At 72.8% G+C, this 21,452-nt stretch carries 21 protein-coding genes and 1 pseudogene; 14 read left to right on the top strand and 8 right to left on the bottom strand.

Annotation, left to right across the window (positions count from 1 at the left end):
* Positions 1–88: 88 nt before the first annotated feature.
* Positions 89–856, top strand: coding sequence for an SDR family NAD(P)-dependent oxidoreductase (locus ACVHNB_RS23865; RefSeq protein ID WP_456225829.1), 768 nt, complete (start codon positions 89–91; stop codon positions 854–856).
* Positions 857–1,368: 512 nt separating this feature from the next.
* Here the strand turns inward: ACVHNB_RS23865 and ACVHNB_RS23870 are convergent.
* Both ACVHNB_RS23870 and ACVHNB_RS23875 read right to left on the bottom strand, forming a co-directional pair.
* The gene (locus tag ACVHNB_RS23870) at positions 1,369–1,563 is read right to left on the bottom strand and encodes a hypothetical protein (RefSeq protein ID WP_456229012.1); all 195 of its coding nucleotides are present in this window, start codon (positions 1,561–1,563) and stop codon (positions 1,369–1,371) included.
* Positions 1,564–1,580: 17 nt separating this feature from the next.
* Positions 1,581–2,044, bottom strand: a pseudogene (locus ACVHNB_RS23875) (transposase); the annotation flags it as partial.
* A gap of 457 nt (positions 2,045–2,501) precedes the next feature.
* Here ACVHNB_RS23875 and dhaK point away from each other — a divergent pair.
* The 3 genes from dhaK to dhaM are packed head-to-tail and all read left to right on the top strand — an operon-like array spanning position 2,502 to position 4,557.
* Positions 2,502–3,494 carry a dihydroxyacetone kinase subunit DhaK gene (dhaK, locus tag ACVHNB_RS23880; protein ID WP_428956646.1) on the top strand — a complete coding sequence of 331 codons (993 nt, stop codon included), beginning with the start codon at positions 2,502–2,504 and terminating at the stop codon, positions 3,492–3,494.
* A gap of 44 nt (positions 3,495–3,538) precedes the next feature.
* On the top strand, positions 3,539–4,147 hold the full coding sequence (gene dhaL, locus ACVHNB_RS23885) for a dihydroxyacetone kinase subunit DhaL (protein WP_428956645.1): 609 nt from the start codon (positions 3,539–3,541) through the stop codon (positions 4,145–4,147).
* Positions 4,144–4,557, top strand: coding sequence for a dihydroxyacetone kinase phosphoryl donor subunit DhaM (gene dhaM, locus ACVHNB_RS23890; protein ID WP_428956644.1), 414 nt, complete (start codon positions 4,144–4,146; stop codon positions 4,555–4,557). The genes dhaL and dhaM overlap by 4 nt, the downstream gene beginning before the upstream one ends.
* 68 nt (positions 4,558–4,625) lie before the next feature.
* On the opposite strand, the gene ACVHNB_RS23895 is transcribed toward dhaM, so the two are convergent.
* Positions 4,626–5,342: a glycoside hydrolase family 75 protein gene (locus ACVHNB_RS23895; protein ID WP_456225830.1), complete on the bottom strand. Its 717-nt coding sequence runs from the start codon at positions 5,340–5,342 to the stop codon at positions 4,626–4,628.
* A gap of 203 nt (positions 5,343–5,545) precedes the next feature.
* Here ACVHNB_RS23895 and ACVHNB_RS23900 point away from each other — a divergent pair, with 203 nt between their 5' ends.
* The 3 genes from ACVHNB_RS23900 to ACVHNB_RS23910 all read left to right on the top strand — a co-directional run bounded on the left by ACVHNB_RS23900 (position 5,546) and on the right by ACVHNB_RS23910 (position 8,445).
* On the top strand, positions 5,546–6,541 hold the full coding sequence (locus tag ACVHNB_RS23900; RefSeq protein WP_456225831.1) for a fibronectin type III domain-containing protein: 996 nt from the start codon (positions 5,546–5,548) through the stop codon (positions 6,539–6,541).
* 161 nt (positions 6,542–6,702) lie between these two features.
* Positions 6,703–7,200, top strand: a complete 498-nt coding sequence (locus ACVHNB_RS23905) for a hypothetical protein (RefSeq protein WP_428956641.1) — start codon at positions 6,703–6,705, stop codon at positions 7,198–7,200.
* 144 nt (positions 7,201–7,344) lie between these two features.
* The gene (locus ACVHNB_RS23910; protein ID WP_456225832.1) at positions 7,345–8,445 is read left to right on the top strand and encodes a Gfo/Idh/MocA family protein; all 1,101 of its coding nucleotides are present in this window, start codon (positions 7,345–7,347) and stop codon (positions 8,443–8,445) included.
* A 13-nt stretch (positions 8,446–8,458) separates the two neighbouring features.
* Here ACVHNB_RS23910 and ACVHNB_RS23915 read toward each other — a convergent pair whose 3' ends face one another.
* From ACVHNB_RS23915 to ACVHNB_RS23925, 3 genes are all read right to left on the bottom strand, one after another.
* Entirely contained in the window at positions 8,459–9,004 is a 546-nt protein-coding gene (locus ACVHNB_RS23915; RefSeq protein WP_456225833.1) for a PadR family transcriptional regulator, read from the bottom strand.
* A 62-nt stretch (positions 9,005–9,066) separates the two neighbouring features.
* Positions 9,067–11,082 carry an oxidoreductase gene (locus ACVHNB_RS23920; protein ID WP_456225834.1) on the bottom strand — a complete coding sequence of 672 codons (2,016 nt, stop codon included), beginning with the start codon at positions 11,080–11,082 and terminating at the stop codon, positions 9,067–9,069.
* 113 nt (positions 11,083–11,195) lie between these two features.
* Positions 11,196–11,465, bottom strand: coding sequence for a hypothetical protein (locus ACVHNB_RS23925; RefSeq protein ID WP_428956635.1), 270 nt, complete (start codon positions 11,463–11,465; stop codon positions 11,196–11,198).
* Between the two features lie 92 nt (positions 11,466–11,557).
* Here ACVHNB_RS23925 and ACVHNB_RS23930 point away from each other — a divergent pair, with 92 nt between their 5' ends.
* Positions 11,558–12,007, top strand: coding sequence for a MarR family winged helix-turn-helix transcriptional regulator (locus tag ACVHNB_RS23930; RefSeq protein ID WP_428956634.1), 450 nt, complete (start codon positions 11,558–11,560; stop codon positions 12,005–12,007).
* A 3-nt stretch (positions 12,008–12,010) separates the two neighbouring features.
* Here ACVHNB_RS23930 and ACVHNB_RS23935 read toward each other — a convergent pair whose 3' ends face one another.
* Positions 12,011–12,757, bottom strand: a complete 747-nt coding sequence (locus tag ACVHNB_RS23935; RefSeq protein ID WP_428956633.1) for a GNAT family N-acetyltransferase — start codon at positions 12,755–12,757, stop codon at positions 12,011–12,013.
* A 211-nt stretch (positions 12,758–12,968) separates the two neighbouring features.
* Here ACVHNB_RS23935 and def point away from each other — a divergent pair, with 211 nt between their 5' ends.
* Positions 12,969–13,616: a peptide deformylase gene (def, locus tag ACVHNB_RS23940; RefSeq protein WP_456225835.1), complete on the top strand. Its 648-nt coding sequence runs from the start codon at positions 12,969–12,971 to the stop codon at positions 13,614–13,616.
* A 3-nt stretch (positions 13,617–13,619) separates the two neighbouring features.
* On the opposite strand, the gene ACVHNB_RS23945 is transcribed toward def, so the two are convergent.
* On the bottom strand, positions 13,620–14,414 hold the full coding sequence (locus ACVHNB_RS23945; protein WP_428956631.1) for a VOC family protein: 795 nt from the start codon (positions 14,412–14,414) through the stop codon (positions 13,620–13,622).
* Positions 14,415–14,619: 205 nt separating this feature from the next.
* On the opposite strand from ACVHNB_RS23945, the gene ACVHNB_RS23950 reads away from it, so the two are divergent.
* The 5 genes from ACVHNB_RS23950 to ACVHNB_RS23970 all read left to right on the top strand — a co-directional run bounded on the left by ACVHNB_RS23950 (position 14,620) and on the right by ACVHNB_RS23970 (position 21,433).
* Positions 14,620–15,720: a LacI family DNA-binding transcriptional regulator gene (locus ACVHNB_RS23950; RefSeq protein WP_456225836.1), complete on the top strand. Its 1,101-nt coding sequence runs from the start codon at positions 14,620–14,622 to the stop codon at positions 15,718–15,720.
* 62 nt (positions 15,721–15,782) lie between these two features.
* Entirely contained in the window at positions 15,783–17,381 is a 1,599-nt protein-coding gene (locus ACVHNB_RS23955) for an FAD-dependent oxidoreductase (protein ID WP_456225837.1), read from the top strand.
* An 82-nt stretch (positions 17,382–17,463) separates the two neighbouring features.
* On the top strand, positions 17,464–19,596 hold the full coding sequence (locus ACVHNB_RS23960; RefSeq protein WP_456225838.1) for a hydantoinase/oxoprolinase family protein: 2,133 nt from the start codon (positions 17,464–17,466) through the stop codon (positions 19,594–19,596).
* Complete coding sequence (locus ACVHNB_RS23965) at positions 19,593–20,144, top strand: hypothetical protein (RefSeq protein WP_456225839.1); 552 nt, start codon at positions 19,593–19,595, stop codon at positions 20,142–20,144. Before ACVHNB_RS23960 ends, ACVHNB_RS23965 begins: the two co-directional genes overlap by 4 nt.
* Positions 20,145–20,146: 2 nt before the next feature.
* Positions 20,147–21,433, top strand: a complete 1,287-nt coding sequence (locus ACVHNB_RS23970; protein ID WP_428956627.1) for a TRAP transporter large permease — start codon at positions 20,147–20,149, stop codon at positions 21,431–21,433.
* Positions 21,434–21,452 lie beyond the last annotated feature (19 nt).

The following is a 21,452-nucleotide window of genomic DNA, read 5'->3' on the forward strand; positions in this document are numbered from 1 at the left end:
TCCTGCAGCACTCGCTGCCCAGATCGGCCGAAGCAGGCCGCAGCCACGCTCCTTCAACACCCACATCTTGCCCAGTAAGGAAATACTCGTGTCAAAGTTGCTCGCTGGAAAGACCGCCCTCGTCACCGGAGGGTCGCGCGGTATCGGGCGCTCGATAGCCGAGCGTCTCGCGGAGGAAGGCGCGCTCGTCGCACTCACCTACAACGCCAGTAAGCACGGCGCCGACGAGACGGTCGCAACGATCGAGAAGGCCGGTGGGAACGCTTTCGCAGTCCACGCGGACCTCGTCGACGCGGAGTCCATCCCCCACCTGTTCACGCGGCTCGACGACGAATTCATGCGGCGTAAGGGAACCCGAACCCTCGACCTGCTGATCAACAACGCAGGAAACTCGGGCTGGGGCGGCCTCGCGGACGCCACGCCGGACAGCTGGGACACGATGTTCGCAGTCCACGCTCGCGCGCCCTTCTTCATCGTCCAGTCAGCACTGAGCCGCCTCGCTGATAGCGGACGGATCATCAACGTCTCCTCCGGCGCAGCCTCGCGACCGATGCAGGCGGTCCCCGTCTACTCCATGGCCAAGGCAAGCATCAACAACCTGACGCACGCCCTCGCGATGGAGTTGGGGCCCCGAGGCATCACAGTGAACGCCGTCGCGCCAGGCTGGGTGCGTACCGACATGAACGCGGCCGTCCGCGAGAACGCCGAGATGGCGGCGGCGATCGAGGCGGACACCGCCCTGGGACGTTTCGGTGAAGTCGCCGACATCGCCTCAGTAGTGTCCTTCCTGGCCTCCGACGAAAGCCGCTGGGTGACCGCCCAGGTCATCGAGGCGAGCGGCGGCTACAAGCTCTGACCCCTGCAGCGGCACCGTGGTGAACGGGTGGACGGACCGGGCGCGCCTGAGCTGGCCGAGGGTGACCTCTGGCAGCCGCGAAGGCCACGAACAGCGCGGTTGAACCGTGTCCGCCGCTCCGTTCAGCCGGGTCAGCAGTTCAGGCTCTCGTTCGCCGGCCGGCCCGTCTGACTCGGCGTTTTCGGAATCCGGTCGGGCTGCGGCTGCGTGGGCAGCTCCCTGATCGCGAAGCCGGACTGCGATAGGGCACCACGCAGCTGCCGGTTCTCTACGGTCAGTTGGCTAGTGCACGGACGAGGCGCTCGATGTCAGTGCGCAGTTGGCACAGCTCCGCTGCGTCCTTGGGGAGCGTTACTGGTTGTGATCAAGGAGTGGCTCGTCTGACCTCTTGATCCAGATCATCGCGGCGCGGAAGTGGAGGCCAGCGAGGTAGCTTCCCTCGCACTCGTAGCGGGTGGCGATGCCTCACCACACTCACCGGCTGGCCTTTGGCAGGGCGGAATGGGGGAGCTCTACGAGCGGTCAACGAGGAGGTGGTTGGCGGCGAAGCCGAAGAAGGCCGCGCCGGTGACCTGTTCGAGGCGGCGGCGGAACGCGGAGCGTTGGATGCGGTCGCTCAGAACCGAGGCGGCACGGGAGAGGAACCAGTACCAGGCAGCCAGCTCGACCAGATCAATGACGGTGAAGAACAGCGTCGCACTGAACACCAGCGCGTCTTGTGGGACGAACTGCGGGATTTGTAGAGGCCGACGTCGTGGCCGATGGGCCGACCGCCCTTCCTGCGCTTCTTCTTTCGGTTGGCGGCTGGGTCCCTCTTCTCCGGGATGACTGCTTTGATACGACGTCTTCGAAGAAAGACGCGGTTACCGCGGGACGAGTAAGCCTTACCTGCGGCGACTGCATCGGGTCGGGTGCAGGGGCGGCCAACAGGATCACGGATGCGCACCATCTTCAGTACGGGGATGAAAGCGGGCTGTCGGCTGCCTGCCCCGCGGTCAGCACGAACGCCAGCGGACGGCATTTGCGGTCGGTGGCGAGGTGGACCTTGCTGGTCTGTCCGCCTCGCGAGCGTCCGAGAAGCGCGGCCTTCAGGCGGAGCTTGCGTCTGCGCCGGATGCGCCGCCGTTCTTCCTGCTCCGGGCCGTCCGCGACATCCTTCCCGACTTGTTCTGCCCGGCCGCCCCTTACGAGATGATCACGTTCGTGTGCGGGGTCGAGCAGGTCCGTTGATGAGCTTGTCGCCCGGCCGTCGATCCCTCGCATCGGCCACAAGACAGGGCACGAGGCCACCTGGGTTCATGCCGTAGTTCACGACCGAGGGGCCCCGACCGCTCCGGGAGCTGACGCTGTGCCCCAGAGCTGAGCACCGGTCCGGTGCAGTATGCGGTCGCGACGTGCATCCCCATCGCAGCAGGTGCTTGACACCGACCGCCGATCGGTACTGACGTGGGACCACCACCACCGATCGCGCCGCCTGATGATCCGTCACCAAAGTCAGCATCAGGTCGGCAACAGCACCGCTCAGCCCCGCTGCAGACCGCCCGGGACCGCCCTAGACCGCCAAGATCTACAACCGGGCATAACCAATCCGACCAGGCAAGACGCAGGTCAGAGCAACAACCGCTCACGTCACTCGGAGGTACCGATGAGAATGTTGATCAATGTGGCCGAGACTGTCGTCACCGATGCGCTGCGCGGCATGGCGGCCGCCCACCCCGAACTGACCGTGGACGTCGACAACCGGGTGATCCTGCGCCGGGACGCGCCGGTCGCCGGGAAAGTGGCGCTGGTGTCGGGCGGCGGGTCCGGGCACGAGCCGCTGCACGGGGGGTTCGTGGGCCCGGGGATGCTCTCCGCGGCCTGTCCCGGTGAGGTGTTCACGTCGCCGGTGCCCGATCAGATGGTGCGGGCCGCCGCCGCGGTGGACAGCGGGGCGGGCGTGCTGTTCATCGTGAAGAACTACACCGGTGACGTGCTCAACTTCGACATGGCGGCCGAACTCGCCGAGGACGAGGGCATCCAGGTCGCCAAGGTGCTCGTGAACGACGATGTCGCGGTGACCGACAGCCTGTACACAGCCGGACGGCGCGGGACCGGCGCGACCCTGTTCGTGGAGAAGATCGCGGGCGCCGCCGCCGAGGAGGGGCAGCCGCTGGAGCGGGTCGAGGCGATCGCCCGGCAGGTGAACGCCGCCGCGCGCAGTTTCGGCGTGGCGCTGAGCGCGTGCACCACGCCCGCGAAGGGGTCGCCGACGTTCGATCTGCCCTCCGGGGAGCTGGAGCTGGGCATCGGCATCCACGGCGAGCCGGGGCGCGAGCGGCGCCCCATGATGACGTCCGGGGAGATCGCCGACTTCGCCGTCGACGCCGTGCTGGAGGACCTGAACCCGAAGAGTCCGGTACTCGTCCTCGTGAACGGCATGGGGGCCACCCCGCTGCTGGAGCTGTACGGCTTCAACGCCGAGGTGCAGCGGGTGCTCGCCGAGCGCGGGGTGCCGGTCGCCCGCACCCTCGTCGGCAACTACGTCACGTCCCTCGACATGGCCGGCGCCTCCGTCACCCTGTGCCAGGTGGACGAGGAACTGCTGCGCCTGTGGGACGCGCCGGTCAGCACGGCCGGTCTGCGCTGGGGCATGTGACGGCCGGCGCCCTCGTCAACGTACCTACCACGCAAGGAGACCATGTGCTCGACGCCGATTTCTTCCGGCGCTGGATGGCGGCGACCGCGGCCGCGGTGGACCGCGAGGCCGCCCGGCTCACCGAACTCGACTCGCCGATCGGCGACGCCGACCACGGCAGCAATCTGCAGCGCGGCTTCACCGCCGTACGGGCCGCCCTGGACAAGGACGCGCCCGCGACCCCGGGGGCCGTGCTCACCCTCGCCGGGCGGCAGTTGATCTCCACCGTGGGCGGCGCGTCGGGGCCGTTGTACGGCACGCTGCTGCGGCGCACCGGCAAGGAGCTCGGTGACGCGGCGGAGGTGAGCCAGGCCGAGCTGGCCGGGGCGCTGCGCGTCGGGGTGGACGCGGTGGCCGCGCTCGGCGGGGCGGCGCCGGGTGACAAGACGATGCTGGACGCCCTGGTGCCGGCCGTGGACGCGCTGGTGGGCGGTGACTTCGCCGCGGCGCGGTCGGCCGCCGAGCACGGCGCCGAGGCGACGACTCCGCTCCAGGCCCGCAAGGGCCGGGCGAGTTATCTGGGCGAGCGCAGCATCGGGCACCAGGATCCCGGGGCGACGTCGTCGGCGCTGCTGATCGGCGCGCTGGCCGAGGCCGCGGGGGACGCCGCGTGACCGCCCCCGACAAGGCCGTCGGCATCGTGCTGGTGTCGCACAGTCAGGACGTCGCCGAGTCCGTGGCGCGGCTGGCGGCCGGACTCGCCGGGGGCGGCGACACCGCCCCGGTGGCCGCGGCGGGCGGCACGGAGGACGGCGGTCTCGGTACGAGCGCGGAGCGGATCTCGGCGGCGGCCGCGCAGGTCGACCGCGGCTCGGGGGTCGCGGTCCTCGTCGACCTCGGCAGTGCGGTCCTCACCGTGAAGGCGCTGCTCGCCGAGGGCGACGAACTCCCCGACGGCACACGCCTGGTGGACGCCCCGTTCCTGGAGGGCGCGGTCGCCGCCGTGGTCTCCTCCTCGGCCGGGGCGGACCTGGACGGAGTCGTGGCGGCGGCATCGGAGGCGTACACGTACCACAAGGTGTGACGACAGGACCCACGGGCAGGTCGCGGCGGACGTCCGCGGCCTGCCGGGGAACCGGTCGCATGGACGCGTCAGTGCGCGCGCAGCAGCTTCCTCGCCGCCGCCTCCCCCGCCGCGACGGCCGAGCGGTGGCTCTCGATGGGGCGGGCGGTCGTCCCGGGGAAGAGGATGTACGTGACCTCGCCGGCGGCGCCGCCGCGCACCGGGTGCGGGTTGATGCCGAGGGCGCGGGCCGCGGCGTACGAGGCCTCCCCGATCAGGTCGCTCGGGCCGGTGTCGCCCACGACGGCGTACACGACCTTCCCCCGGTGGACGATCGCCGCGACGGTGCCGCCGCGGATGCCGGAGCGGGCCGGTTTCCAGATGCGGCTCGCGCCGGGCACGACGACGTAGGGCAGTCGCTCGGCGCTCAACTGCCGTCCGTCGGACTGCTGGTAGGCCGTCTTGTTGTAGAAGAGCGGGTCGGTGCGGCGGTTGCAGTGCCGGCCCGCGCGGCCGTCGCAGTCGACGTCGAGGTCGGCCTTCCAGTGGACGGCGCCGTGCTTGCCGCAGACCGGGATGTTCGCGCGGGCACCGTCGTCGCTGCGGTAGCGGCCGTGGGAGATCTGCCGGCAGCCGCGCACGGCGGCGAGCAGGTCGGCGGCGCGGACCCCGCCCTCCCGGGCGGCGGGCGCGCTGCCCGGATCCGCGGGGGCGGCCAGCCGGGCGGCCGTCGCGGGCAGGGTCGCGGGGGCGAGGAGGGCCGCGGCGCCGCAGACGGCGGCGAGCGTCAGGAAGCGAGGGTGCACAGGGAGATGCCTTCGGTCGGGGACATGGACGAGCGGGGACAGCGAACGGACGTGGACCACCAATCTGTGCCCCGCCGACGAGGGCGGCCACCGGTCGGGGGCCGGATGGGCCCGTACGCCCCCTTGTTGAGGACCCGTCACTCGTGCCATACAGGTGCCATACAGGTCTGTACCAATCCGGTCCGAGCGGAAGGCACCCGCCCGTGCGACGCGTCCCCTCACGCACCCTGCTCCCCCGCGCGGCCTGCGCCGCCGCGCTGCTGACGACGCTGACCGGCTGCGGTCTGCTGACGGACACAGACGGCGGGTCCGACGGACCGGCGCTGTCCGAACCGGTCGGCGTCACGGCCCAGGCCGGCAGCGCGACGTCCGTGCACGTCATGTGGAACCGCCCGGTGAGCACCGCGGACATCACCACGTACGAGGTGTACCGGGGTGCGGTGCGGGTCAGGAAGCTGCCCGCCGAGCAGCACATGGTGGACGTCACCGGCCTGCGCGCGAAGTCCCGTTACGTGTTCACGGTCCGGGCCCGCGGCAAGGACGGCACCCTCGGCCCCGCGAGCCGCCGCGTGACCGTCACCACCCCGGCCGCCGTCAGGGCGGACCGGTCCGCGCCGAGCCGGCCGGGCGGACTGCGCGGGGAGGCGGACGGCGCGCGGGCCGTGTCGCTGACCTGGCGGCGGGCGACGGACGACAAGGGCGTCGTCTCGTACGACGTCTACCAGGGCACCACGAAGATCCACAGCGTCGGCGGTACGCAGACGCGGGCGCTGCTGACCGGGCTGCGGCCCGGCACCGCCTACGCGTTCAGCGTGCGGGCACGCGACGCGGCCGACAACGTCTCCCCCGCGAGCGACACCGTGCGGCTGACCACGGCGCAGGGCAAGGACGAGGGACCCGGGACCGCGCCGGACGACTTCCGCGCGACGACACGGCGAGCGGACGGCGCCTACTACATCGATCTGGCGTGGACGCCGCCGGACACCGGGGGCGAGGTCCCGGCGTACCAGGTGTTCCTGGACGGGCGGCAGGCGACGACCGTGATGTGGGGCGAGAGCGCCCCGTCGGACGCGGCGAAGTACAGCTTCTACATCGGCGAGGACGCGGGAGCCCGGCACCGGGTGAAGCTCCGGGCGCAGCTGCCGGACGGGACGTGGGGCGCGTTCTCGCCGGAGCGCACGGTGACGACGGGGCGATAGGTCCCGGTGGGCCGGACGATGGAACGCGTCACCTGCCCGGCTGCGGTCGGCATGCGGGGGCTGCCGTACGCACCTTGAGTGAGCGTCAGGCAGCACGGGCTTTGCCGACTCGGGCGGGGCAATGGACGTACCGCCTCCCGTGCCGCCGGAGGGCAGACATCATGCGCACCACTTCGCTTCTCGCTCGCTGCGGTCTCACGCTCGCGGCCGCGGCCGCCGTGCCATGGGCTGCGGCCCCGGCGCACGCCGCCGGGATCGACGTCAGGTCCAGCGGTTCCACGGTGACCGCCACCACGACCGCGTGCCAGAACGGCGGCAACGCCTCGCTCCTGGCACCCGGTCAGGGCAGCTTCGCCCAGGGCAAGCAGACGCCTCTCAGTTCGGGCACCGCCTCGTGGCAGGGCCTCAGCTCGGGCACGTACCAGGTGGTGATCGCCTGCGCCGACGGCTCCACGGTGGGTCCCGCGTCGGTGACCGTCACGGCGAGCCCGACCATCTCCGCGACGTCCAGCCCCATCGGCGGTGTCCGGGGCGGGCTCGGCGGGGCGGTGCAGGACTACGGGACGCTCACCTTCGCCGCGGGCGGGACGCTGGTCGCCGCCGCGGCCGTGGGCGGCGTCTGGTACCTGCGGCGCCGCGGCACGGGGCAGCGCACCTGACCGCTCCCCCGCGACCGACGACGGCCGCCGCCCGCACTCCGGGTGGCGGCCGTCGCCCGTGCCCGGCCCTCTTGTGGGCGCGGCACGCCCCGGCTTACCGTCCCCGGAGCCGTGTGATCGTCCGCGAACGTCCTTGGGGGCAGCGTGAGTTCAGGTCCGGTGGGGGTCGCCGTCGTCGGGGCGGGCGTGATCAGCGAGCAGTACCTGCGGACGCTGTCCGCGTTCGCCGACGTCACCGTCCTCGCCGTCGCCGATCTCGACACACGCCGCGCGGAGGCCGCCGCGCGCGCCCACGGCGTCCCGGTCGCCGGGGACGTGGACACCGTGCTGGCCGTCCCCGAGGTCGAGCTCGTCGTGAATCTGACGGTGCCGGCGGCCCATGTCGAGGTGGCCGAGGCCGCGGTGCGGGCGGGCAAGCACGTGTACGGCGAGAAGCCGATCGCGCTGCTGCCGGGCGAGGCCGAGAAGCTGCTCGCGGAGGCGGCCGAGCGGCGGCTGCTGGTGGGCAGCGCGCCGGACACCTTCCTCGGGGCGGGGCTGCAGTCCGCGCTGCGGGCCGTCGCGGCGGGGCACATCGGGGCGCCGGTCGCCGCGTCGACGGCGCTGCGCAGCCTGGGTCCCGAGGGGTGGCATCCGGACCCGGCGTTCTTCTACCAGCCGGGCGCGGGGCCGCTGTTCGACCTCGGCCCGTACTACCTGACGGCCCTGGTGGCGCTCTTCGGCGGGGTGGAGCGGGTCGCGGCGTCGACGCGGCGGGCCCGCGCACAGCGGTCGGCCGGGTCGGGCCCGGCGGCCGGGCGGTCGTTCCCGGTGGCCGTCCCCACGCACGTCTCGGCGCTGCTCGACTTCGCCGCGGGGCCGACGGCGACGTCCGTCTTCAGCTGGGACTCGGCGCGCCCGCACATCCACTTCGAGGTCGTCGGCACGGAGGGCACGCTGTCGGTCCCCGACCCCAACACGTTCGGCGGCCCGCTGCGGCTGCGCCCCAACGGCGCGTCCGACTGGACCGAGCTGCCCGTACGGGGCCGCACGGACGGCCGCGGTCTCGGCGTCGTGGACCTGGCGCGGTCGATCCGCACGGGTTCCGCTCCGCGGGCGTCGGGGGCGCTGGCGCTGCATGTGCTGCAGACGATGACGGCGGTGACGGACTCGGCGGAACGCGGGGCGTTCGCGGTGCTCCCTTCGCAGGTGACGCGCCCCGAGCCGCTCCCGGCGGACTGGGACCCGGCCGGGGCGCAGCTGTGAGCACTGCCGCTCCTCAGTCGTCGGCGTGGCCCGTGCGCAGTTCCGCCACGGTCCTCTCCAGCCACTCCACCCAGAAGGTCTCCAGGTCGATCCCGGCCCGCAGCACCGCGTGCTGCAACCGGTCCGCCGTCGTGTCCTTCTCCGGCGGGAAGTCCCGCTTCTCGATGTCCCGGTAGGTCTCCAGCTGCTGCCGGTGCAGGTCCAGATGACGGCTCAGCTCGCTGTCGATGCCGTCCGTGCCGACCACCGCGGCGGAGCGCAGCCGCAGGAACAGCGGGTCGCGCAGCGTCTTGGGGTCCTGGGGGGCGGCTGTCCAGCGAGCGAGTTCGGCGCGGCCCTCGGGCAGCACCTCGTACTCCTTCTTCTGACCGCGCGCGGGGACCGGGGAGGGCAGCGCGCGGATCAGCCCGTCGCGCTCCAGTTTGCCGAGTTCCCGGTAGATCTGCTGGTGCGTGGCCGACCAGAAGTAGCCGATCGACCTGTCGAAGCGGCGGGTCAGTTCGAGCCCCGACGACGGCTTCTCGAGGAGGGCCGTCAGGATCGCGTGCGGCAGTGACATGTCGACAGAGTAGGTGAGGGCGGTCACGTGGCCGGCGGGCCCGGCCGCGTGACCGCCCGGTCTCAGAGGGCCGCCGCGACCTCGGTGCCCTGCTTGATGGCACGCTTGGCGTCCAGTTCGGCCGCGACGTCGGCGCCGCCGATCAGGTGGGGCGTGCGTCCGGCGGCGACCAGGTCGTCGTAGAGCGTGCGGTGCGGTTCCTGGCCCGCGCACAGGACGACCGTGTCGACGGGGATCAGCGCCGGCTCGCCGTCGACGGTGATGTGCAGGCCCGCGTCGTCGATCCGGTCGTACGTGGCGCCCGCGACCATCGTGACGCCGCGGTGGCGCAGCTCGGTGCGGTGGATCCAGCCGGTCGTCTTGCCGAGGCCCGCGCCGACCTTGGACGTCTTGCGCTGGACGAGGTGCACCTGGCGCGGCGGCGCGGGCCGCTCGGCGCGCTTGAGGCCGCCGCGGTCGGCGTAGTCCATGTCGACGCCCCACAGGCGGAAGTACGTCGCCGCGTCCTGGCTCGCCTTCTCGCCGCCGTCGGTGAGGTACTCGGCGACGTCGAAGCCGATGCCGCCCGCGCCGATGACGGCGACGCGGTCGCCGACGGGCGCGCCGTCGCGCAGCACGTCGAGGTAGCTGACGACGCTGGGGTGGTCGACGCCGTCGATGACGGGGGTGCGGGGGGTGACGCCGGTGGCGACGACGACCTCGTCGTACGCGGCGAGCTCGTCGGCGTTCACGTAGGAGTTCAGCTCGACGGTGACGCCGTGGAGTTCGAGCTGCGTACGGAAGTAGCGCAGCGTCTCGTCGAACTCCTCCTTGCCGGGCACCTTGCGGGCGACGTTCAGCTGTCCGCCGATCTGCCCGGCGCCGTCGAAGAGGGTGACGTCGTGGCCGCGTTCGGCGGCGGAGACGGCGCAGGCGAGGCCGGCCGGTCCGGCGCCGACGACGGCGACGCGCTTGCGCGTCCTGGTGGGCGACAGGACGAGCTCGGTCTCGTGGCAGGCGCGCGGGTTGACCAGGCAGGAGGTGATCTTGCCGCTGAAGGTGTGGTCGAGGCAGGCCTGGTTGCAGCCGATGCAGGTGTTGATCGCCTCGGAGCGGTCGGCGGCGGCCTTGTTCACGAAGTCCGGGTCGGCGAGCATCGGCCGTGCGAGGGACACCATGTCGGCGGCGCCGTCGGCGAGCAGTTCCTCGGCGAGTTCCGGGGTGTTGATGCGGTTGGTGGTGACGAGGGGGACGGACACCTCGCCCATGACCTTCTTGGTGACCCAGGTGTACGCGCCGCGCGGCACCGACGTCGCGATGGTCGGGATACGGGCCTCGTGCCAGCCGATGCCGGTGTTGATGAGGGTCGCGCCGGCCGCCTCGATCTCCTTGGCGAGGTGCACGACCTCCTCCAGCGTGGAGCCGCCGGGCACCAGGTCCAGCATGGACAGGCGGTAGATGAGGATGAAGTCGGGGCCGACGCGCTCGCGGACGCGCCGCACGATCTCCACGGGGAAGCGGATGCGGTTCTCGTACGAGCCGCCCCAGCGGTCGGTGCGCCGGTTGGTGTGGGCGACGATGAACTCGTTGATGAGGTAGCCCTCGGAGCCCATGACCTCGACGCCGTCGTAGCCCGCCGACTTGGCGAGTTCGGCGGCGCGGGCGAAGTCCTCGATGGTCTGCTCGACGTCGGCGTCGCTCAGCTCGTTCGGGACGAACGGGCTGATGGGCGCCTGGATCGGGCTCGGCGCGACCAGGTCCTCGTGGTAGGCGTAGCGGCCGAAGTGCAGGATCTGCATGGCGATCTTGCCGCCCGCCGCGTGCACCGCGTCGGTGACCTCGCGGTGCTGCTCGGCCTCCGCCTCGGTGGTCAGCTTGGCGCCGCCGCCCCAGGGGCGCCCGGCCTCGTTCGGGGCGATGCCGCCGGTGACCATGAGGCCGACGCCGCCGCGGGCGCGGGTCGCGTAGAACTCGGCCATCCGCGCGAAGCCGTTCTCCGCCTCCTCCAGGCCCACGTGCATCGAGCCCATCAGGACGCGGTTGGGCAGGGTCGTGAACCCCAGGTCGAGCGGGGCGAGCAGGTGCGGGTAACGGCTCATGGGGCCCTCCGTGCGCGGCGAACGTCGTCACTGTTGTAGACGACCCCGAACCCCTTTTGCAACAAGTTGCAAAAGAGAGCTGCGCCACGCAAGGCAAGCCTTACCGGGCCCTTCTAACCCTCGTCGGCGACCTCGGCCACCCACCCGTACGGCAGCTCCTCGCCGTCGACGGTCAGCGCCTCGACGGTGCGGGTGCGCGGGTCGATGTCGGCCTGCACCCCCTCGCCCTCGTAGCGGGGATAGCCGGACTCCCCCGTGCCGCCGGTGGCGGTCACCGGCACGGACCGCAGGGGGTTGCCGTGATCGGTGCGGCCCTCGGCGTCGGTCAGCCGGGGTTTGAGGACGACGGTGTAGCGGTCGGGCACTTCCGGCGAATGACTCATGCTCCGGAGGCTAGTGCGCGGCGCACGCCCCCGCCCGCCGTACCGCTTCTCGGTTGTAGAGTGCAACGAGCGCTTCGGAAAGGAACCCGCACGTGGCAGACCCCGACCGTCCGGCCGACCGCGAGGCGGCCGTGGAGACCATCCAGCGCGAGCTGACGTCCTTCGCCCGCCGCGCCAGGGCGACGGCGGCCCGGATGCACCCCGAGCTGTCGCTCGTCTCGTTCACCCTGCTCAGCCATCTCGACGAGCAGGGCGGCTGCCGTGCCACCGACCTCGCCGCGCACTACGCCCTGGACAAGTCCACGGTCAGCCGGCAGGTCGGCGCCCTGGAGCGGGCCGGTCTCGTGACGCGGCGCGTCGATCCGGACGACCACCGCGTCCAGGTCCTGCTCCCCACCCCGGCGGGAGCGGAGATTCTCGCGCAGGTGACCGTCAGCCGCCGGCAGATCTTCGGGGAGCGGCTCGCGGACTGGTCCGCACAGGACCTGGCCCGCTTCGCCGCATACCTGGAGCGCTACAACGAGGCGGCGCACGAGGGCTGACTCCTAGGCGTTCAGCAGGAGTTCGGGCGCTCTGGCCGCGCGGAAGCGGGTCGTGCGGCGCAGCCGGAAGCCGAGGGACTCGTACAGCCGGATCGCGTTCGCGTTGCCCGCGCCGGTGTGCAGGAACGGGGTCTCGCCGCGCTCCCGGATCCCGGCCGCGACGGCCCGCACGAGCCGCCCGGCGAGGCCCTGGCCGCGGTGGCCGGCATCGGTGCACACGGCGCTGATCTCGGTCCAGCCCGGCGGGTGCAGCCGCTCCCCCGCCATCGCGACGAGGACGCCCCCGCGCCGGATGCCGAGGTACGTGCCGAGCTCGATGGTGCGCGGCAGGAACGGGCCGGGCCGGGTGCGGGCCACGAGGTCGAGCATCTCCGGCACGTCGGCCGGGGTCAGCAGGGCCGCCTCGGGGTCGTGCGCCGCGGCCACGCTCTCGTCGACCAACTGCACGCCCGCGATGTCCTGCGTCAGCTCCCAGCCGTCCGGCAGGGCGCGGGTCGTGCCCGGCAGCGGCACCTCGGCGCCGGGCCCGGCCAGCGCGGCGAGGTCGGCCCAGTCCTGCGGGCCCGGGTCGTCGGGCAGCGCCAGCCAGGGCGAGACGTCGCGGGGGTAGCGCAGCACCCGGCCGCGCCGCTCGGCGAGGGGGGCGTGCGGTCCGGTCAGCGCGGCGTACGCCGGGTTGTCGAGCGGATGCGCGGTCCCGCCGGGGGCGGGCACCGACGCATGCCCTTCGTACGTCTCCGTCTGCGTCATCCGGACCCTTCTCTCGTGGCTCGGCTCGTGGGCTGCGCTGCCCGGCGCACCATGCCGACCATGGCCGCCACACCATCGAACCCCCAGGTCAGGGCCTCGCATTCCCCAGCACACGGAGTGTTCACGAGGTCGCAACGTGTTCATGCGAACGCAATGCGCCCGTACGGTTCCCGCGTTGCCGAGCGGTGATCGCAGTTGGCATGCTGGCGCGATGCCGTCCACGCCATTGAGTGAACACGTCGAGGCGCTGCTCGCCGACGCGACCGTGCTGCCGATCGTCGCCGCGGGCGATCCCGTCCTGCGCCGGCCCGCCGAGCCGTGGGACGGGCAGCTCTCCGACGCCCTGCTGGCACGGCTCGTCGAGGCGATGCGCGCCACGATGCACGCGGCGCCCGGCGTGGGCCTGGCCGCGCCGCAGATCGGGCTGCCGCTGCGGCTGGCGGTCATCGAGGACCCGGCGACCGTGCCGGAGGAGGTGGCCACCGCGCGCGGCCGCGTCCCGCAGCCGTTCCGGGTGCTGGTCAATCCGTCATACGAGGCCGTGGGCGAGCGCCGCGCGGCCTTCTACGAGGGCTGCCTGAGCGTGCCGGGCTACCAGGCCGTGGTCGCCCGGCACGAGCGGGTGCGCCTGCGCGCCCTCGACGAACGGGGGCGCGCGGTGGACGAGGAGTTCAGCGGCTGGCCCGCGCGGATCGTCCAGCACGAGACGGACCACCTCGACGGCACGCTGTATCTGGACCGCGCCGAACTGCGCTCCCTGGCGTCCACCGGGACGCAGGCGGCGGTGGAGCGCTGGGCCCAGCCCACACCTCGGGCCGCCGCCCGGCAGCTGGGGTTCACGCTCCCCGGATCCGACTGACCGTCAGTCCAGCTGCGGCATCTCGCCCTTGGTCGAGCCGAGGTCGATGACGGAGAACGCGGCGCCCTGCGGGTCACCGACCGCCGCGAACCGGCCGAAGGGGCTGTCCATCGGGCCGAAGTGCAGCTTCCCGCCGAGGCGTTGGACGGTGGCGACAGCCGCGTCGCAGTCCTCGACGGCGAAGTACACGTTCACGTACGACGGCACGTGCTCCGGGAAGTCGTCCGTCATCTGCATGCGGCCCAAGGACGGCTGGCCGCCGAGCTGCCAGACGTTGAAGTCGACGTGCTCGTCCGCCATCTTCTTCACTTCGTACGGGAAGACGGACGTGAAGAAGGCGTCGGTCTTCGCCGCGTCACGGGAGTTGACCTCGGCCCAGCAGAACGCGCCGGGCTCGTTGACCTTCTCGAAGCCCTCGTGCGAGCCGGGCTGCCAGAGGCTGAACCAGCAGCCGGCGGGGTCCTGGGCGGTGACCATCGTGCCGAAGTCGCCGACCTGCATCGGCTCCATCGCCAGGGTGCCGCCCGCGCTCTTGACCTTCTCGGCGGCGGCCGCGATGTCCGACGTGGCGAAGTACAGGTTCCAGGCGGCCGGAATCCCCTCCATGCCCGGCATCTGCGGCGACAGCGCGGCGACGTGCTTGCCGTCCGCGGTCTTCGCCTGCGTGTAGTTGCCGAACTCCTCGGCCCCCGGGTCGTAGGACCAGCCGAACAGTTCGGTGTAGAAGGCCTTCGCGGCCTCCAGGTCCGGGAACATGGCGTCGGCCCAGACGGGCGCGCCTTCGGGCTGTGCGGGCATGACGCGAGACCCTTCCGTCGGGGCCGCCGGGCATGGCGGCACCGGCGGCGGCACTTCCACGCTAGGCCGACGGCGCGCGCCGCGCCATCCGGACGGAAATTCCTGACGCGACCCTTGACGCGGCTCCGGGGCCGCCCCCACAGTGCTCGTTAATGCGCATTAGTAATGCGCATTAACGATGAGTGCGAGCGAGGGAGCGGCAGGCGTGGAGCAACCGAGGAAGCGGGCGAAGCCCGGGCGGACGGCGGCCCCCGCGGGCCGTACGTCGCGGCCGAGGCAGGCCGAGGTGGCCCGGCTCGCCGGGGTGTCCCAGGCGACCGTGTCCCTGGTCCTTTCGGCGCGCGGCGACGGCAAGGGGCCCACGATCTCCGACGAGACCCGGCAGCGGGTCCTCGACGCGGCCCGCAGCCTCGGCTACGTCCCGGACCCGGCCGCCCGGCGGCTGGCCGCCGCCCGCAACAACCTGCTCGGCGTCTTCAGCTTCACCGCGACCTTCCCGACCGACGTGCAGCACTCCTATTACCCGTTCCTGGTGGGCGTGGAGCAGGAGGCAGCCGCGCGCGGCTACGACCTGGTGCTGTTCACCGGATCCAGCAGGGGCGGCGCGGGGGCCGCGGGCCCGGACGCACTGAGCCGCGTGCGGCTCGCCGACGGCTGCCTCTTCCTCGGACGGCACGTGCCGCGCGCCGATCTGAAGCGGCTCGTCGCCGACGGGTTCCCGGTCGTCCACCTGGGCCGCCGCGAGGAGCTGGAGGGGCTCGCCTGGGTCGGCGCCGACTACGTGAGCGCGAGCCGTGAAGTCGTCGCGCATCTGGCCGGCGCGGGGCATCGCCGGATCGTCCTCGTCCGTGAGGACGACGACGCACCCGCGTCGTCGGACCGTCAGCGGGGTTTCCTCGACGGGCTCGCGGCGGCGGGCGTCGCGGGCGGGCCGGGCGCGGTGCTGCGCTGCGCCGATCCGGCGCGCGAGATCACGGCGGAGCGGGTGCGTGCGCTCGTCGCCGACGGGGTGACGGCGTTCGTGGCTGAGGAGACCGACACCGGGGCCGCGTGGCGGGCACTGGGGACGGCCGTCCGGGAGGCCGGGCTCTCCTGCCCGCGGGACGTCTCCCTCGGGCTGCTGGGCAGTCCGCCCGCGGATCTGGCCGGGGAGCCGGTGCCGATGGGCTTCGACATCCCGCGGCACCGCCTCGGCGCCGCGGCCGTGCGGCTGCTCGCCGCGCTGGTGGCCGGTGAGGAGGCCCACGAGCCGCTGGTGGCCTGCGAGTTCCGGGCCGGGCAGACCGCGGGAGCCGCCCGCGCCTGACCCCGCGCATCGCCGACTCATCGCCTACGCAAGCCAGTTCAAGCACGATCACAAGGAGCGCAGTGATACCCCAACCGGACATCCTGATCGTCGGTGGCGGCCTCGGCGGAGTCGCCGCCGCGTTCGCCGCCTGCCGTGCGGGACGGCGTGTGGTGATGACCGAGGAGACCGACTGGATCGGCGGTCAGCTCACGGCGCAGGCCGTGCCGCCGGACGAGCATCCCTGGGTGGAGGAGTTCGGCACGACGGCGACGTACCGGGCGCTGCGCGAGGGCATCCGCTCGTACTACCGGCAGTGGTACCCGATGCGGAGCGAGGCGCTCGGGCTCACGTACCTCAACCCCGGCGCGGGGCGCGTCAGCAAGCTGTGCCACGAGCCGCGCGTCGCCCTCGCCGTGCTGGAGGGCATGCTGGCGCCGCACCGGGCGTCCGGGCTGCTGACGGTCCTGACCGAGCACCGGGCCGTGTCCGCCGAGGCGGACAACGATGTCATCACGGCGGTGACGGTACGCGATCTGCGGACGGGCACGCTGCGGACGTTCGCCGCGCCGTATGTCGTCGACGCCACGGAGACCGGTGAACTCCTCGAGCTCGCGGCCGTGGAACACGCCAACGGCGCCGAGGCGCAGAGCGAGTTCGGGGAGCCGCACGCGCCCGCCGAGGCGCAGCCGGACAACCAGCAGGGCATCACGGTGTGCTTCGCGCTCTCGCACCACGAGGGCGAGGACCACACGGTCGACCGGCCCGAGACGTACGACTTCTGGCGCTCCTACCGGCCCGGCTTCTGGCCCGGTCCGCTGCTGGGGTTCCAGGCGCCGGACCCGCGGACCCTGGAGCCGGTGCCCCGCACGTTCGTGCCGAACCCGGACCTCGACCCGCTCGCGGTCAGCGCCGACCAGAGCGCGGACGCCGGGGACAAGGAACTGTGGGGGTTCCGCCGGATCCTGGCCCGGGGGATGCACCGGCCCGGCGCCTTCGAATCGGACATCACGCTCGTCAACTGGCCTTTGAACGACTACTGGTTGAAGCCGTACATCGGCCAGGAGGCGGAAGCGCTGCGCGAGGCACGGCAGTTGTCGCTGTGCGTTCTGTACTGGCTGCAGACCGAGGCCCCGCGCGCCGACGGCGGCACCGGCTTCCCCGGACTGCGCATCCGGCCCGATGTCACCGGCACCGCGGACGGTCTCGCCAAGTCGGCGTACGTGCGCGAGTCGCGGCGGATCAAGGCGGTGACGACCGTCGTCGAGCAGGACGTCGCCATCGACGTCGTCGGCCCGTACGGCACGAAGCACTACCGCGACTCGGTCGGTGTCGGCGGCTACCGGATCGATCTGCACCCCTCGACCGGGGGCGACACGTACATCGACATCGGTTCGGTGCCGTTCGAGATCCCGCTGGGCGCGCTCGTGCCGCGGCGGGTGCGCAATCTGCTGCCGGCCGGCAAGAACATCGGCACCACCCACATCACCAACGGCTGCTACCGGCTGCACCCCGTCGAGTGGAACATCGGCGAGGTCGCCGGCGCCCTCGCGGCGCACTGTCTCGCCGAGGGCCTGGAGCCGCAGCAGGTGCAGGCCGAGGACAAGCACGTCGAGGAGTTCGGGCGGGTCCTGGACCGGGCGGGCGTGCAGCGGCACTGGCCCGACGTCCGCGGCTACTGACACCGCCCGCTCCCCCTCACTCCCCTCCCCCCCCACGCCTTCAGCAACGTACGCACGTCAACGCACAAGGAGGTGCCCTGACATGACCCCTGACCGTCGCATCCGCGTCGGCATCGACGTGGGCGGCACGTTCACGGACGCCGTGGCGGTGGACGCCACGACGCTCGCCCTGGTGGGCCAGGTGAAAGTACCCACGAGCCATCACCACGAGGACGGTGTCGCGCACGGCATCGTCGCGGCGCTCGAACGGCTCCTGGAGCAGGTCGGCCGGACCCCGGCCGACGTCACGTTCCTGGCGCACGGCACGACCCAGGCCACCAACGCCCTGCTGGAGGGCGACGTGGCCAAGGTCGGGCTGATCGGCGTCGGCGGCGGGGCGGGGGCGGTGTTCACCCGCCGGCTCGCCGCGCTCGGCAGGCTCGAACTCACCCCGGGAAAGCGCCTCCCGCTGGCGTACGAGCATGTGGCCGACCCGTTCGACGCCGACGGCGTGCGGGCCGCCGTCGCCCGCGTCCGGGCGGAGGGGGCTCAAGTCGTCGTCGCCACCGAGCCGTTCGGAGTGGACCGGCCCGAGGGCGAGCAGGCCGTGCTGGACGCGGCGCGGCCCACGGGGCTGCCCCTGGCGGCGGCGCACGAGATCACCTCGCTCTACGGGCTGCACAAGCGGACCCGGACGGCCGTGGTGAACGCGGCGATCCTGCCGCGGATGCTGGCGACGGCCGACCTCGTCGACGCGTCGATCACCAAGGCCGGGGTGACGGCGCCCCTGATGGTGATGCGCTGCGACGGCGGCGTGATGTCGCTGGACGAGATGCGCCGCCGGCCCCTTCTCACGGTCCTCTCCGGTCCGGCGGCGGGGGTCGCCGGGGCGCTGATGCAGGAGCGGATCAGCGAGGGGGTGTTCCTGGAGACGGGCGGCACGTCCACGGACATCAGCGTGGTGCGGCGCGGCAAGGTGGCCGTGCGGCACGCGACGATCCTCGGCAAGGAGTCCTACCTCAACGCCCTGGATGTGCGCACCGTCGGTGTCGGCGGCGGGTCGATGGTGCGGGTCGCCGGGGGCCGGGTGGTCGGTGTCGGGCCGCGCAGCGCGCACATCGCGGGTCTGCCGTACGCCTGTTTCGCCGCGCTCGACGACCTGCGGGACGCGACGGTCGCCACGGTGCGGCCGATGGACGGGGATCCGGACGACTATCTGGTCCTCGACGCCGCGGGCGGCCGGTTCGCGGTGACGATGACCTGTGCGGCCAACGCACTGGGCCGGGTCCCGGAAGGCGACTTCGCGCGCTGCGACCAGGAGGTGGCGCGGGCCGCGCTCGCCCCGGTGGCGGCCGCTCTCGGCTCGGATGTGGCCGGTGCGGCGCGGGCCGTCCTGGACGCGGGGACCGCGCAGGTGAAGACGGTCGTGGACGCGATGATCCGGGACTACCGGCTCGACCGGGACACCGCCGTGCTGGTGGGCGGGGGCGGTGGCGCGGCCTCCGTGACCCCGCACCTGGCGGCGGACGCCGGTCTCGAAGGGCGGATCGCCCGGCACAGCGAGGTGATCAGCCCGGTCGGCGTGGCCCTCGCGCTGGTCCGGGAGCAGGTCGAGCGGATCGTGCCCGGGGCCACCCAGGAGCAGATCCTGGCGGTGCGCGCCGAGGCCGAGCGGGCCGTCGTCGCACAGGGCGCCGCCGCCGACGGGGTCGAGGTGGAGGTGACGGTCGACCCGCAGACCAGCACGGTGCGGGCCGTCGCCACCGGCGCGACGGAACTGCGCACCCAGGACCGGGCGCACCGCGCCGACGACGCGGAGCGGCTGCGGGCGGCCGCCGCGAGCCTGAAGGCGCAGGAGGCGCGGGTGCGGGTGCTGGCCGGCACCGGCGCGTACACCGTGTACGGCACGGAGGTGCGGCGCAGGCTGCGCGCCGACCGGCAGCCGGTCCGGGTCGTGGACGCCGACGGCGTGGTGCGGCTCGGTGTGTCCGACGCGCGGGTCGAGGCGACGACGGTGGGCGCGGCCGGGGAGACGCTCGCGTCGCTGGTGCGGGACGCCACGTCGTACGGCGACGGCGGTGTGCGGGCGCCCGCGGTGCGGCTGCTGGTGGGCGGACGGATCGCGGATCTGTCCGGCGTGCTGGATCCGGAGGCGCTGCTGGCCCTCGCGCGCAGTGAGCTGCGCTCGCGCGGCGGCGACGAGCCGGTGGTCGCGGTCGTGGAGTCCCGCACATGAGCGGCGACCACGACCTGGACCTCGCGGTGCGGCTGCTCGCGGGCACGCCCACGCACGAGGGCCGCGATCTTCTGACGCTACGTCAATGGGCAGTGGCTGCGGCGGAGTTCGGTGCCGTCATGACGCCCGATCCGGTGACCGTGCGGGTCGTCGAGCGGGACGACGGGCTCGCCGTCGGGCTGCTGGCGCGGTACCGGTCGAGGCCGGCGGTCGTCGAGGTGTACGTCGACACGGTCGCCCGCGCCGAACGGCTCGTCGACGAGCGGGGCTGGCGGCACTGGTTCCCCGCGGGGTCGGTGCGGGCGGCGGCGCTCGCGCACGAGCAGGCGCACGCCTGGCTCCATCACGCGCACGTCCGGGCCGATTTCAAACGGGCCCTCGGTCACACGGCGCTGCGTGTCGGGCGGCGCCGCGTGTACGCGCACGTCGCGGGCGCCGACGAACTCGCGGCGCACGCCTACGCCCGCGCCGCCTGCGGCCTGGGCCGCAGTCCCCTGCTGCTCACGGAGGCGCTGGCCGCCGCCGCGTATCCCGAAAGCGAGAAGTGACCATGGGTGTCGTCATTCTGCTCGTCATGGCGGCGGGAGTCGCCGCCATGCTCAGCCGCAAGCTGCCCACCGCGTTCGCGCTGGTGCTGCTGGCCGTGGTCATCGCGTTCGTCTCGGGTGCGCCGCTGACCGGCAAGAACAGTGTGCTGGACACGGTGCTGCAGGAGGGCGCGCCCGCGCTGGCCGCGACGATGATCGCGATCCTGCTCGGGTCGTGGCTCGGCAAGCTCCTGGAGGAGACCGGCATCGCGGGCACGCTGGTCCGCAAGATCGTGGAGTTCGGCGGCGACCGGCCGGTGTTCGTCGCGCTCGGCGTGCTCGCGGTGTCCGCGCTGGTCGGCACGGTGACGGGTTCGGCGCCGGCGGCGATGCTGGCCGGGCTCATCGGCATCCCGGCGATGATCGCGGTGGGTATTCCGAAGGTGACGGCGGCGGGCACGATCCTGATGGGCATCGCGGTGGGCATCCCGTTCGAGCTGCCGGTGTGGCAGTTCTTCTCCACGGCGCTGGAACTGCCGGTGGACACGGTGCGCGGCTTCATGGTCAAGCTGTTCCCGTTCGCGCTGGTCGCCGCGGTCGCGTATGTGCTGGTGGAGTCGCGGCGCCGGGGCGTGGAGCACACGTGGTCGCTCAAGTCGCTCCAGGACAGACCGACTTCGCGCGACCGCCGCCGGCTCCTCGGTGACGCCCCGTGGTACGCGCTGCTGACGCCGGTGGTGCCGCTGGTCCTGGCCCTGGGGTTCGAACTGGCCATCATCCCCTCGCTGTTGGCGGGTGTGCTGTACGCGCTGGTGACGACGACGCGGCCGCGCGACATGAACCGCCGGCTGCTGCGCACGCTGTACGGGGGCTTCGAGGTCGCGGCGCCGCCCATCACGTTGTTCGTGGCGATCGGGATCCTGCTCGCCGCGGTGAAGCTGCCCGGCGCGGTCGACGCGCTGGAGCCGCTCGTCAAGGCGGTCAGTCCGCAGAACGCCGTGCTGTTCGTGCTGGTCTTCACGCTGCTGGTGCCCTTGTGCCTGTACCGCGGGCCGCTGAACGTCTTCGGTCTCGGCGCCGGCATCGCGGGCGTCCTGATCGCCACCGGCATCTACCCGGCCGTCGCCGTCCTCGGCATGGCCACCTCGTACAACCAGGTCTTCGGCGTCGCCGACCCGACCAGCACCCAGACGGTGTGGAGCGCCCAGTACGCGGGTGTCTCACCCCAGCAGGTGATGGTCAGGACGCTGCCCTACGTGTGGGCGGTGGCGCTCGGCGGCCTGTGTGTCACCGCGGCCACCTACCTGTGAACCAGCCCCGAAAACAACC

The sequence above is a fragment of the Streptomyces sp. YJ-C3 genome, from assembly GCF_053891275.1.